This is a genomic window from Flagellimonas oceani, assembly GCF_011068285.1.
Lineage (GTDB): Bacteria > Bacteroidota > Bacteroidia > Flavobacteriales > Flavobacteriaceae > Flagellimonas > Flagellimonas oceani.
Map to the genome: position 1 here is coordinate 3045075 of NZ_CP049616.1, position 14924 is coordinate 3059998.

Consider the following 14924-nt stretch of genomic DNA (forward strand, 5'->3'; position numbering starts at 1 on the left):
GTCAATTTTTTATTTTAAAGGTATAGGCCCTTCCTTTTTTCGTCATGATATCATAAAGAAAAGTTTTGGGCAATGTAAGTTCTTCAATATCAGAATTCTTTGAAATGATTGGAGTCATCGTTTCTGCCGTAAAAAAGAAGTTGTTAGGGTTTTTCCCTTTTGCTTTTACCAATTTACCGGTTCCCGTAAGCTCAATCTCGTTGGGAACCCTTATGCGTAGGTTACCTCCTAAATTGGATTTTATGGTAGCCACCAAAAGATCCCCATCTTTCCATTCCATGGCAACTATTTCAAAACCGCCCCGTGCTTTTAAACCGCCAACATAGCCCGAATCAAGAGCATCGGGAACAGCCGGGAGCAAATGAAGTGCTCCATCCGAACTTTGCAACAACATTTCGGCGATACCGGAGGTACAGCCAAAATTCCCATCAATTTGAAATGGCGGGTGCGCATCGAATAGATTGTTATAGGTGCCGCCCCCTCCTTGGTTTACACCTACAGGGGTCAACTGGTCCTTTATCAATTTGTACGCGTGGTTCCCATCCTGCATTTTAGCCCACCAATTTACCTTCCAGCCCATGCTCCAACCTGTAGAGACATCGCCGCGTTGTAACAACGTATTTTTGGCAGCTGCAAAAAGCTTTGGTGTTCGGTAAGGTGAAATTTGATTGGATGGAAAAAGGCCATATAAATGGGATATGTGACGATGGTGGTCCTCTGGTGAATCAACATCATCCAACCATTCCTGCAATTGATTATGTTTCCCAATTTGCATGGGAGGCAGTTTACTTCTAAGCGTTTTGAGTGAATCTATAAAATCGTTATTGTTCCCCAAAACTTTGGATGCTTGGATATACGTAGTAAAGACATCAAAGACCAATTGGTTGTCCATAGTGGAACCTGCTGTAATGGAGGAACCTTGATGCTCTTTCGGGGCATTTTCCGGGGAATTCCCCGGGGCAATTACCAAATAGGGATATTTGGGGTGCTTTACCAAAAAGTCCGCATAAAACTGGGCGGCTCCTTTTAAAACGGGCATAATGGACTTTAAAAAATCAACATCACCGGTGTATAGGTAATGTTCCCACAGGTGCTGGCTCGTCCAAGCGCCACCTCCGTTCCATATGCCCCAAAATGCTCCATCTACAGGTCCGGTCATCCGCCAAATATCAGTATTGTGATGCGCCATCCACCCCTTGGCGCCATACATGACCTCCGCGGTTTCCCTGCCCGTCTGGGACAGTTCTTGTACCATTTGCAAAAAAGGTTCATGAAGCTCTGAAAGATTGGTTCGTTCCGCCGGCCAATAGTTCATCTCTGCGTTGATGTTGATAGTGTACTTACTGTCCCACGCCGGCTTCATGCTCCCATTCCATATCCCCTGTAAATTTGCCGGCTGACCTCCCGGTTGGGAAGAGGATATCAATAAATATCTTCCAAATTGAAAATATAAAGCGACAAAAGAGGGATCTTGGGTATTTCGGAAATTCGCCAATCGCTCGTCGGTCGGCAATTTGGATGCTTGGGTACTACCGAAGTCCAAAACAACTCTATTAAAAAGTTCTTGGTATTTTTTAATGTGATCGGACTTCAACTTCTTATATGATTTATCAAATCCAGTATTTAAAAACGAAGCGGCTCGTTGCCCTTCATCACCTGCCAAATCTTTATAGGAATTAAAATTGGAGGCTATGGACACCATGATAATGGCTGCATCTGCATTTTCTACCTTAATAGAGTTGGAAGTTCTTTTTAGTTTTCCCTTCTCTGTCTTTATGCGGGCCAAGGCATTGAACTCTACTTTTCCTTCAACGCCTTCATGGTCACTGGTTTTCCCCCAGAGTGAAATCCGGTCGTTATCCTGTGCTTCAATTTTGGCACTAGTATGAGGGGAAGTTAGATTCGAGGTAAAGGAAACTTGTCCGGGATGGTCCGAAGTTATTTTAATGACCAATAACCTATCGGCTAAAGAAACGAACGCTTCCCTTGTAAATGTTACACCATTGACCTTATAAGATGTTTTGCTGATTGCATTGCCAATGTTGAGCTCACGATAATAGTCTTTATATTCCGTGTGTTCAGGAAAGGATAATTCCAAGTTCCCGACGGGCTGAAACATTTGTCCATGGGATTTTTTTGTGATTATTTTTTCATTGGCAAGTTGTTCTGCGGCTTTATATTCCCCATTGAATATAAGTTTTCGAACTTTTGGAAGGGCTTCCAAGGCATTGGGATTATCGTTTCGGTTGGGACTTCCGCTCCAAACCGTGTGCTCATTAAGTTGAAAGATGTCCTTGTCCACGTTGCCGAAGACCATCGCGCCGATACGACCGTTTCCTATGGGCAATGCATTCTCCCAAGTATTTCCGGAAGGTTCATCATACCAAATTTTTAAATCGCCAACTTGTTGCCCATGAATAAGGTAAGGTAAGAGGAAGCCAATGAAATATAGCATTCTTTTCATATTCTTCAAATTTTCTATAGGCAAACTTATTGGTGTTGAAACGGTGCTTTTACAGTCGGCCAAACTCATAATTTAGCTGAATGACCGTTAATGTGACCTTGTTGATTTTAAAAAAAACACTGCCTAAATCTTCTTTAAAAGACTTAAGCAGTGCTTGGTAAAACTAACTAACTCAAATAACTATCTATTATTCTTAGTAACCAGGGTTTTGATATGCACTTTTCTCAGCCTCCGTGGCTTCCATTGCGTCCAATTGCCCCTGTGGTATTGGACGTAAATAATGATAATCCTCTATAGTTCGGTTAAAAGTTTCAGGCGTATGATCTCCATAATTGGGCCCTGCAATTCGATAGCTACCTGCAATTTCTTCCCATTTTTGGGTACGAACCAAATCATACCATCTATACCCTTCTCCAAAATATTCTCTGGAACGTTCTGCCAATATATAATCAATATCGATTACAGCAGGTGTTTCAGCGGTCAGCGCCGCACTGTTATCCTCGATTCTTTCCATTTGTTCCCCATTATCAAAACGCCACCTACCAGCTCTGGCGCGAATCACATTGATCAAATCCCTTGCGGTTTTACCGCCTTGTGGAACTGCACCTTGAACGGCAGCTTCGGCAGCAATGAAGTAAAACTCCGAGAATTTGGCTATCGGGAAAGGACGTGTCAATCCAGCGTTTGGAGCACCAAGCCCTCCGCTGTTATCTGTTCTATAAGTTCCGAGTTTCCATAGTCCGGGATATACGATCCTGCTGATGGCTCCAGGTTCGATAACAAAATCGGCGCGCCCTGGCAATACTCCGGCACCTACGTTACTTTCACCTTGTCCATCAGGATATACAACATTTGGGTTGTTCTCATCAAGGAAAGTCAAAATTGCATCCCCTGGTTCCACTGGCAATCCGTTGGCATTTGGATAACTCTCCGTTGCATCGCCACCTTTGTCCCAGTTACCCCGGTATGAGGTAACGAAAGTACCATCATATCGTGAATCCAAGTCTTTTTCTTCGAAAGTTTCCTCGAAAACATCTACTGGTGGTGCCATCCTTGTCCATGGACGACCGTAGCTCTGTGCGGCTTCACGCTGAACGGTACTTGCACCGGAACTTCTTATAACGGTATAGTTCCATGTGGCCATCCAAACGGATGCATTGTCCTGTGCACCGGAAATACCCCAGTTCAAGTCAGCCCCATTATATATGGCGCTTTCTTGGGTGTGATCGGCATACAACATCATTTCGTTGTGACGATCGTTAGGTGCCCAATGTACATCGTAGAAATAATCCAACAACCCATATGGCCCGGGGTTATCGATCGCCGTAGCTGCAATGTTATATGCTTGTTGATAATACCAAGCTGCGTCACGTCCATCCGGGTCGGTTCTTGGAGCCTCCGGATAGGTAGGTATGTTGTTTGGGTTTTCCAACCACCATGCATACGTCAAGTACGCTTTGGACAAATATAAACGAGCTACATTTTTAGTAACTGTACCTGTTAAACGTGGGAATTCCGGCAAATTTTCGATCGCAGTCAGCAAATCCGGAAAGATTGCCTTGGTGTAGACTTCGGGAACTGTATTACGCACAGAACCTCTGTTCGTGGAAGTGTTGAACTTTAATTCTCCGGCCCCCAAATCCAAGGGCACACCACCATAGGTTTGCACCAATAGGAAGTAATCGAACGCTCGGAAAAACCTTGCTTCCGAGACGAGTGATTCATCAATTCCAACAGATTCGGCATTTTCAATTATACCACTTGCTGTATTGATGGCCTCGAAACAGCTGAACCAAGGTCCTGCTGGAGGTGCGCTTGTGGATATAATGGATCCCACTCCGGACAAATCCATGTCCCTAAAGTTCCCATCTGCACTTTGTGCCCATGTATATTCGTCTGTACCAGTTTCGGTTGAGTTATAATAGTTCCATGCACCATAGAGAAATCTAAGATGTACGTACAAGGAGGTAACTCCACCTTCCACCCCTGTCTCAGTCTGGAAGAAATCAGGAGTAAAGACACTCCTTGGCTCTTCTTCAAGGATGTCCTCTGTACAAGAACCTATAAATAATGTTACAGCCAACATAGCCGTAAACATCATTTTTATTTTAAGTTTTTTCATAATCCCTTTTTTTTAAAATGTTAAGTTTAATCCAAGCATGAAATTACGTGTGGTAGGTACGTTTGCCCCTATTGTAGCGATACCTCTAGAAATAAATCCGTTGGTACCGGTGGCTGAGTTTTGCGCATTTCCATTAGCATCCACTCCCGAGTTTGTTTCAGGATCCATACCGGATTCCCTATGGAATGGTGAAAACAGTACGAATGGGTTTTGAACGGTTGCATATAACCTAAGATTTGACATTCCCAAATCACTTATTAGGTCTTGGTCAAAATTATATCCCAAAGTCATCGCCCTTATTTTTAGATAAGAACCGTCAAAATATCCCATGGTGGTTCCATACTTTGGACCGTCACCAGCCTGAATTCCTCCTGGAGCAGGATATTTGGCATCCGTGTTTTGCGGTGTCCAGTAATCTACATTTATATTGTTTCTTCTACCAGTCAATAAGTTAAGGTAACCATTGGAAGAGTATAGCGTACTCACAGCTATACCTCCACTTTTAAATACACCCACAACATTTAAATCGAAATTTTTATACGCTAATCGTGTATTAAAACCACCCTGAAAATCGGGGGTTGGATCAAGCACTTGTCTATCATCTGCATTGATTTGCCTTACAGGAGAGCCATCTGGATTGTATTCCCCTGTATATTCCACCTTGATCATACCTACGTTTCCTCCTGGCTCCAGTGTCTGAAGGTATTCGTAGTCTGCGTCTGTCTCATTCCACAATCCAACTTTCTTATAATCAAAAATTACATTGATCGGAGAACCAACAAACCATAATTGGCCAACATTTTGTTCTTCCCCACTTGCCAAGGAAGTAATCTCGTTTCTGTTGGTATAGACGTTGACTCCAAAATCCCAACTTAGCCCATCAGGATTGTCCAAAATAGTGGCATTCAATGCAACTTCCACACCTTTGTTGGTAGTAGATCCAATATTTCCTACAAAGGAACCAACACCAGAGGATGAGGGCAATCCTACTCGATACAAGATATCATTGGTATCGGTGGTATAATATTCCACGGTACCTGACAATCTATTGTTGAAGAGGCCAAAGTCCAAACCATAGTTATAGGTTTCAGAGAACTCCCAACCCAATGTATTGTTAGGAAGTTCTTGTACGAAGTAACCTGTTGCAAAGGTTTCTCCGAAGTTATAGTTTCTAACGCCCAAGTTTCCTAAAGTAGCATAATTGTTTACGGCTTGGTTGGATGTTTCCCCGTAGCCTGCTCGAAATTTAAGAAGGTTCACCCACTCGACGTTGTCCATAAACGGTTCGTTACCAAGATTCCAACCTACCGAAACCGCAGGATAGGTAACCCATTTTTTTCCAGGCGCCAATCTTGATGATCCATCCGCCCTTATGGTGGCGGTGATTAGGTAACGGCTATCATATTGGTACATGGCCCTACCCATGTAGGACAACAGACTGTTTTCTTGATACTGGCCTCCATAGCCTGTAAGATCTTCGACAAGAGCAGGTCCCAAATCATAAAATAAGAATTGCTCGTTTGGAAGGTTCTGCGCACTTAAATTGGTGTCATCATATTTTGTGTTTTGGGAAGAGAACAACCCAACCACATTAACTTGATGCTTATTGGCAAACGTTCTATCATATGTCAATAAATTCTCAATAACATAATCGGTGGTAAGACTACTACTTACACCTGCACCGTTTGGTGCCAATGGATTTACGTTGGCAACACCCTCACCGGTAAAATTACCGTCCCGGCTCATTCTTAGGTTAAGACCTACGTTCAAACGGTATTTTAAACCTTCCACTCCTGGAATTGCAACTTCTCCGTAAATATTGTTATAGGTACCAAAATCTTTTTGAAGGTTTACACGTCCTTTACCGATATCGCCAAGCGTACTCCTTGTGGTCACCCAAAAGTCATCCAAAGGCATGCTTGCTACTCTTTTTAAACTACCATCTTCATTATATGGATCTAAAATAGGCGTAGCACTGAGGCTTCCGTAAAGACCTTGGCCCGCTGCATTGGTCAAGCTATAGTTCATTACAGAATTTAATCCAAACCTAAAAGCCCCTATTTGCTGGTCAACCTGTGCACGCAATGAATATCTTTGGAAGGATTCCACCGGCAACACAGATGTTTCTTTAAAGTATCCGATACCAATACTGTAGCTTCCCGTCTCACTTCCACCGGTCACCCCAATGTCATGAGAAGTTTGAAGTCCTGAACCATATATCAAATCTTGCCAATCCGTGTTTACCGAAGGGTCTTCGTCAACTCCGGTAGCGTAAAGAGGGTCTCCATTGTTGAATAGTCCCGTGGCTTCTCTCAAAGCATTGAACTGCTGCGAATTCATCATCGGGAATTTGGCAAAGACCTCTTTGGTAGCGTAATATGTATTATACGTGAATTGTGCTTTTTGCCCCTTTTTACCAGTTTTGGTGGTAATCAAAATAACACCGTTCGCACCTCTCGAACCATAAATTGCGGTAGCAGAGGCATCCTTCAATATTTCCAAGCTTTCTATATCATTTAAATTGATGTCGTTAAGGCCTCCCGAGAAAGGTATACCGTTCAAAACTATCAACGGACTATTGCTACCTGTAAGTGAGCGCACGCCACGAATTCTAATTTCGGTATTGTTGGCTCCAGGCCTTGTACTGGTGGTTGATATGTTTACACCTGGGGCGCGTCCCTGCAAAGCTTCTTGAAAGTTTGCTGCCTGAACTTCGGCAAGCTCATCCCCTTTAATGGAAACTACGGAACCTGTTACCGATTCTTTGTTCTGAGTACCATAGCCAATAATTACAACTTCGCTCAAAGACTGCAAATCTTCCTCCATTGTAACATTGATTTGTGATCTTCCATTTACGGGCACTTCCTGAGCTTTAAAACCCACATAGCTAAATAACAAAACCCCATTGGATGGAACATTGATCGTATAATTTCCATCGAAATCGGTTGCAGTACCATTGGTAGTTCCTTTAAGGATAACATTTACCCCTGGAATCGGACCACCTTCATCAGACACCGTACCCGAAACAGTAGTCTGGGCGTTCATCCCAGAGCAGAACAGCACTGTAAGAAGAATGAATCCAAGCCACTTTAAGTTTCTTCCTTGAGTTAATAAAAAGTTTGTCATAAAATTTAGTTTAAGATTGAATTATCATATCAGATGTTTATTAAAGTTCTTGGAACATCCCAAGCTTGAAAAAAATATCTCTAATCTCCTGTTGAACAAACCTTTTTAAAATCATAATGGTAGCTTAATAGTGACTATTAATACTGGTCTCAAAAGGTCAACTAAATATGGTATCGACATATGCTATATTACCATAATTATGTTCTATATTAACAAATGTAAAAAATACATTTATATTAAACAACCGATTGTGCATTTTTTTAAAAAAAACTTAATAATACTTAAAAAGCGTTAAAGCCAAGAGGTTAGTCCCAGATTTTCAATAGTATAGGATACCATCACAAAACAAAAGAATCTGAACGTTTAGAGCTTATAGGGCTCTATTGCATTTATGAGTCCGTTTTGATCATGAACCAGTTCAATTACCTTAATGGATCTAAGATGGGTAACACCCTTGGATAAACTGGAATCATGGTAAAACAAATACCATTTATCTTCCACCTTGCAAATGGAATGGTGCGATGTCCACCCTATCACAGGTTCCAAAATTTTTCCCTTGTACGTAAATGGCCCATAAGGGCTATCTCCTATCCCATAACATATAAAGTGTGTATCACCAGTGGAATATGAAAAATAATATTTGCCATTATGTTTGTGCAGCCAAGCAGCTTCAAAAAACCTCCTCTTATTATCCCCAGCCAATAATGGATTGCCTTTTTCATCAATGAGCAGGACGTCTTTGGGCTCTTCGGCGAACTCCAACAGGTCATCCGTCATTTTTGCGATTTTGGGCATTAGTGCCGTTTCATCGTCTTTTGGTAAGTGGGCGGTTGGACTTTTGGGTTGTGACGAGTCATAGGTCCCAGTTCGCCAGCGCTGTAATTGACCGCCCCATAAGCCTCCAAAATACATGTAATAGCTTCCATCCTCGTCTTCAAAAACGGCTGGGTCTATGGAAAAACTCCCCTTTATGGCTTTTGGTCGAGGCGTAAAGGGTCCCACTGGAGAATCGCTAACTGCCACCCCAATCCTAAAAATATCATCATGGCCCTTTGCCGGAAAGAACAAATAATACTTTCCGTTCTTGTGTGCGGCGTCCGGTGCCCACATTTGTTTTGCTGCCCAAGGCACATCGTCCACATGCAAAGCCACACCATGGTCCACACCTTCGCTTTCAATATTTTCCATGGATATTACATGATAATCTTCCATGGCAAAATGGCTTCCTAAATCATCGAAAGCTTCGCCTCCATCGATATCGTGGGAGGGATAGATATAAATTTTACCGTTAAAATAATGGGCAGACGGGTCTGCCGTGTAAATGTGCGATACAATCGGTTTGGAAATAGCTTTCTCGTTTAAAAGGTCAAAATCAATATGGTCTATTTTTTCTTCTGGCATTTTTTGTACTTTAATTATCTTCTTTCTTTTAAATCGTTTTCAATTTGCAACTCCATCTTTTTATTGATTTCATAGAAAAACAATAGACCTACACCAATTAAAAATGGTATTGCTGGATAAATACTTACCAATAATCTGGTCCCTTCTATGGCACTCTGGGGCTGTACCGTTTCCACACCGGCAACGGCAGCTTCTTTGGTAATGTAGTCATATAGCCCCAATATCCAGGCTACCAATGCACTACCTATGCTTAGGCCTCCTTTTAGGCCCACCATCATGGCAGAAAAAATAATAGCGGTGGCGCGCCGATTAGTTTTCCACTCTGAATAATCGGCAACATCGGCGATCATCGTCCACAAAATGGGCGTACTGATGCCATAGAAAAACATATGGAGAATCTGCGCCCCGTAAATAACTCCTACCGCTTTTGGCGGGAAAAAGTAAAATGAGATGATGAAAAGGGTGGAAATAAACAGTGATCCACCAAAAACATTCCGCTTACCGTATTTATCCGCAAGGGTCTTGGATAGACCTATCCCTATGAGGCCTATTAGAATACCCCCTCCATTAAAAACCCCCAAGCCTAAGGAAGTATCGTTCTCAAAGTTTGGCAAATAGGGTTTCAATGGATTTAAAAATGTATTTAAGCTGCTTTGGTCCACGTAATTTTCAAAATAATACACATAAGACCCACCCTTCATGGCCAAAGTAATAAACACCAAAGTGGTTAGCGACAACATGATTATCCAAGGCTTGTTCTGAAACAAATCGCCCAAATCTTCTTTAATGCTTGACTTCTGTTCCGGTTTTGGGACCACGCGCTCTTTTGTGGTGAAAAATGTAATGAGCAGCATTACAGTTCCTATAACGGCAAGCCAAGTCATCACCGTTTCCATCCCGGCCGCTTTGTTTCCATCACCGGCCTTTAAGATCAAATCGTACATAAAGACCTGCACAAAAAACTGGGCTCCCATCACAGCGATAAAACGATAGGCGGAAAGGCTATTGCGCTCCTTCATGTTACCTGTGATCACACCACTTAGTGCAGAATACGGTAAATTGTTCGCGGCATACAATAAAAGAAGTAGCGTATAGGTGACCGCCGCATAAACTACTTTTCCCTTATACGAAAAGTCCGGTGTACTAAACGCCAACATGGCCGCAACACCGAGAGGAATCGCAGTCCACAAAATCCACGGCCTGAACTTTCCCCAACGGCTTACCGTCCTATCGGCGATGACCCCCATCAAAGGATTGAATGCAAATGCAGCAATCAGCCCTACCACCAGGGTCACTGCAGATGCATCATTGGCTTTGAGCCCATAAATATCTGTGTAGAAATATGCTAAATAGGTAACCAGTGTTTGAAATACCAAATTGGCAGCCAGGTCCCCTAGACTGTATCCAATTTTTTCCTTTACGGATAATTTTTGCGAATCCAGATTCATCTATGATCAATTAGCAAGTTGCTGTTCATCAAAACGCTCTTTAAGGGCCATAATGCTATCGTAAGCAGCTTTTGGCTTTAAATCCCGGTCAAACAATAATGGGTAGTTGGTCCTGCCTCGAATAGGAAAACCGTTCAACCAAGATTGTCCATCGCTGACCCCCCAAAATGTAACCCTGCTTATCTTATCCTTGTGTTTTAAAAAGAGGCTGAAAATATCCTTGTACCTGTTTGCCAGTTTCACCTGAATGGAATCGGGCAGACCATCCTTATAAGGATTCATGCCCTCACTGTTTTCAAAGTTTTGACTGATTTCGGCTCCTTCGAGATCCCATGGATTTGGCAGCACACTGACATCCAATTCGGTAATCGCAACCTTTACCCCAAGTGCGGAATAATCGAGTATGCTTTGCTCAATTTCCTCCAAAGATGGTGAATTCAAGTGCCAATGTCCCTGCATGCCTATTCCATCCACTTTAACACCCTGATCCAATATATTCTTTACCATGGCAATGGCTCCTTGGCGTTTTTCAGGATTCGTCATGTTGTAGTCATTGTAATAGAGATCGGCTCCATTGTCTGCTTCGGCAGCCCATTTAAATGCAGAGGCTAAATAATCCTCGCCCATTTTTTGAAGAAAAATGGAATTTCTCAAAGAACCGTCCTCATTGAGTGCCTCGTTGACCACATCCCAAGAGTCAATTTTGCCCTTATACTTGGAGGCAATATCCTTTATGTGCTTTTCGGTGGCGTCCGCAAACTCCAGGCTGTCTTCGATAGTGCCAAACCATGGCGACAATTGGCTGTGCCAAACCAATGTGTGCCCGTGTACGAACATATCATATTTTTCGCCCAAGGCCACGAATTTGTCGGCCATTTCAAAATTAAAAGTGTCACGCTTCGGGTGAATGTGCATGGACTTCATCATATTTTCAGCAGTGATGCTACTGAACTCCTTGCCCACAATCTCCGCCATTACAGAATCCGACTCCTCAATTTGAAATCTGTTCAGAGCTGTTCCAATGTAAAAAGCATCTTGATATGCCTGCCTAAGCGTTTTAGGTTCCGAAGGCTTCTCGGCCTCCTGTGTACAGCCCATGGCCAAAGTTCCAAGAACGGCGGTGGATAGAAATAGTTTTAGTGTTTTCATGTGTCTTATTATTGGGTTATTCGTCTAGTTCGTTCAAAATATAGGTTCTTGTTTGCTACTCTATGTTGAAATAATTTCTTTTAAGGTTTTCCTTTTATTACTGGCTCACTTTTGGACTTTCCGGTGGCCCTAAATAGGTATCCTTCAACTGACTGTTTGCTGTTTCGATAACAATTCTTTGCAGCACAAGACCTTCATCCACACGATAGTAATTTAAGGTGTGGTTTCCGGGCCGGTCAATTTCAAATGTAGTTGTGATTATTTTTATATTGTCACCCACGTTGTTGTGCCAGTTACTCGGCACTTTGCCATTGTAATTAAAAATATTGGGGTCTGCATCATAATTTACCTTGGTCGGCAATTGGTCGTCAAATGATAATCCATAGTACATCCCTTCTCGAGTCGCATAATTAATAGTAGGGGAAAAATACATGTGTACCTTAACCTCTCCCGCATTTTGAAAATTCACATTATAGGAGAGCTTTGGGGATTTTTTCGATAGTTCAACACGACCTTGCTTTATTGGCAACGAAATTACAGCGGAGCCTGTTTTTCCAAGATTATCCACCACTTTCCACTCAAAAGGTTTTGGTGCCTTTGCCTCGGAGAAATGCGAGGCATCCATGGCAATAAAGCCATTGTTTTCGACAAAACCTTCCACCTTGCGGGTATTGTAATTGTTTATTTTGATTTGAACAGGAATACTTTTTCCTGCTCCAGAGATTGTGATGACGGATTCATTTTGACCTGAAGGCGCTTTGGACCAGTCAATGGAAATAGATATGGTTTTTTCTTCCTCGACCGTACCTGTTGCTTCTGTAAGTTGAATCCAATCCGCTTTGCTCTGGATGGAATAATCAAAACTTTGCTTGCCCCGATTAAAAATTTCAACACTATATTTTTGATCATTTACTGGGTCAAACATAGGAAGCAAGGCATCATTGTTATCGCCGGACCACCATTCCTCCGAATTTTGAATTGCAACCCCGATTTCGGCATCGTCGGCGATATCAATTTTAAAAGTTTCCGGAATTCTATTGAATCGAGGTTCCTGCCAACTCATATACCCGATATGGTTCTGTGACATCATATGGTTCCATTTGCCATCGGCCATTTTATTATGGTAATAATCGGTAAGCTCCCTGTCTTTCATAAAGAGCTCCCTTACCTTATCCGCATATGCATTTGCTGAGGCCCTACCCTGTTTTGCATAAAAATTATTTTTTGCAGCACTTACATAGAGCTCATTTAAATTGGCACTGGCCAATACCGGAAACAATACTAGCTGATAATAGGCATCTTTGTACTGTTCAGGGAGATTATCATAAATACCTTGAGCTTTTTCGGATAGTTCATTATAGGTGTTTACGACCTTATCAGCTTCGTTATAATTGGTAAGGCTAAAGGTGGAAGGGTCTATAAGTTCATGCTTTCTTCGTGCATTGTATTTGGTGTATTTTTTCATGATATCGGCAATAGCTTCGGTCTCGATACCATCAAATACTTCGTTTGTCCAGTGCGAATAATAGTTGTCCAAATTATCGGCGTTCCAGGCATCTGGATTCCATGCATAGTCCATAAAAAATTGCAAGGGGAACTCCATCGGCTTAATGTCCCCGACATTTACTATCCAAACCTTGTTTACTCCATGTTCATAGGCCAGGTGCATTTGTTCCCAAGTACGTTCAATTTGATTGGTATTCAACCATTTATAGTTTCTAGGACCTCCCACATAATCAAAATGGTAGTAAATGCCATACCCTCCTTTACGTGGTTTGGCCTCCAAACTTGGAAGCTTTCTAATATTTCCCCAGTTGTCGTCACACAGCAAAAGGGTCACATCCTCGGGAACTTCCATGCCCTGATCATAATAATCCTGCACTTCCTTATAAAGCGCCCATATTTGAGGTGTTTCTGCTGCAGGTTTACCCGTAACATCTTCAATAATTTCCCTTTGGGCCTCCACAACGCCCTCCAAGAGATCAATAGCGGTCCCTTCGCTCATGGATTCATCCCCATCTCCCCGCATTCCTATCGTAACAAGGGTTTCTTTGTCACCCATGCGTTCAATGCCTCCCTTCCAGAATTCTTTTAATTGAGCTGCATTGGTTTCAAAATTCCACTCATTGCCCCCGAAATGGGACCATTCTTCGTGGGCACGTGTCAAAGGCTCATGGTGCGATGTACCCATCACAATCCCGTATTCATCCGCAAGTTCCCCGTTCTTGGGGTCGTCCTCATAAAACATACGTGGCTGCCACATGGAGGGCCAAATGTAATTGCCCTTCATCCTTAAGATAAGTTCAAAGACCTTATCATAAAATTCGGAATTGAATTTTCCATAGTTTTCGCCTACCCACCCTGTTAGTGCCGGGGCTTCGTCATTAATAAAAAACCCTCGGTATTTAACCTTCGGCTCGCCTTTGGTATGAACCCCGGGCAAAACATGTAATTCGGTTTGCTTCTCGGCAGGGACATCGGCCCAAAAATGCCATGGATGCACTCCAATTTCATTGGAAAGATCATAAGTGCCATAAATGGTACCCCTTTTGTCCGAACCTGCAATTACCAATCCCTGTTTGACCCCTGGCATCGGGTTTTGCACAATTTGGGTAGTGAATTTTTCCCATCTGCCCTCAAGCTGTTTAGCGTTTATTTTGCCTTTTTTTGCCAATTCATCCACAATTGGGCTTTTACCTAAAGTACCAATAATAATCACATTGCCCTCCAAAGAAGCCGACTCCATGAAAACTTCTGGGCTGATATCGGTAACATTGAGAATATCCTTTTGAAGGTGCCGCACCACACGCTTCACACCCTCAAAATCGTTGTCACTTACTAAAACAGCGGCGACTTTACCCTGGGAGGCCAACGGAAAAGTTTTTTTTGTGGCCGTAGGGACAACATACCCATCATTAGTTTGGGCATACAGGCCATGGGCCGCACAGAATAATAATACAATTTTTAAGGTCGTGTTTGTAATTTTCTTTAAAAAGGTCATAGGTAATGTAACTGTGATAAGCTTTATAGTTGATTTGTTTTTTTGGACTGATTCGTTTGTTATAATCTACGGTTCCCGCATATATGTTTTGTTTGAAGAAATTGTAGTAGCATACTTTATTTTGTATCCATGAGCATTTCGTTAACAGATAATCACCAAGTTCAGAAGGCGCGTTTCCATGATGTGTTCCAAGCACTCCCAGTACCAGTCCGA

Annotated in this window: 7 protein-coding genes; all 7 read right to left on the bottom strand. The window is 42.4% G+C overall.

Translation table 11 applies throughout. The features are described 5' to 3' along the window. Position 1: 1 nt before the first annotated feature. Positions 2-2464 carry a glycoside hydrolase family 95 protein gene (locus GVT53_RS13990; RefSeq protein ID WP_166249129.1) on the bottom strand — a complete coding sequence of 821 codons (2463 nt, stop codon included), beginning with the start codon at positions 2462-2464 and terminating at the stop codon, positions 2-4. Positions 2465-2657: 193 nt separating this feature from the next. Continuing rightward, positions 2658-4586: a RagB/SusD family nutrient uptake outer membrane protein gene (locus GVT53_RS13995; RefSeq protein WP_166249130.1), complete on the bottom strand. Its 1929-nt coding sequence runs from the start codon at positions 4584-4586 to the stop codon at positions 2658-2660. 12 nt (positions 4587-4598) lie between these two features. Further along, positions 4599-7712, bottom strand: a complete 3114-nt coding sequence (locus GVT53_RS14000; protein ID WP_166249131.1) for a SusC/RagA family TonB-linked outer membrane protein — start codon at positions 7710-7712, stop codon at positions 4599-4601. Positions 7713-8075: 363 nt separating this feature from the next. Further along, positions 8076-9113, bottom strand: coding sequence for a glycoside hydrolase family 43 protein (locus GVT53_RS14005; RefSeq protein ID WP_166249132.1), 1038 nt, complete (start codon positions 9111-9113; stop codon positions 8076-8078). A 14-nt stretch (positions 9114-9127) separates the two neighbouring features. Beyond that, positions 9128-10561, bottom strand: a complete 1434-nt coding sequence (locus tag GVT53_RS14010; RefSeq protein ID WP_166249133.1) for an MFS transporter — start codon at positions 10559-10561, stop codon at positions 9128-9130. A 6-nt stretch (positions 10562-10567) separates the two neighbouring features. Further along, entirely contained in the window at positions 10568-11710 is a 1143-nt protein-coding gene (locus GVT53_RS14015) for an endo-1,4-beta-xylanase (protein WP_166249134.1), read from the bottom strand. 97 nt (positions 11711-11807) lie between these two features. Then, complete coding sequence (locus GVT53_RS14020; RefSeq protein WP_166249135.1) at positions 11808-14711, bottom strand: glycosyl hydrolase 115 family protein; 2904 nt, start codon at positions 14709-14711, stop codon at positions 11808-11810. Positions 14712-14924 lie beyond the last annotated feature (213 nt).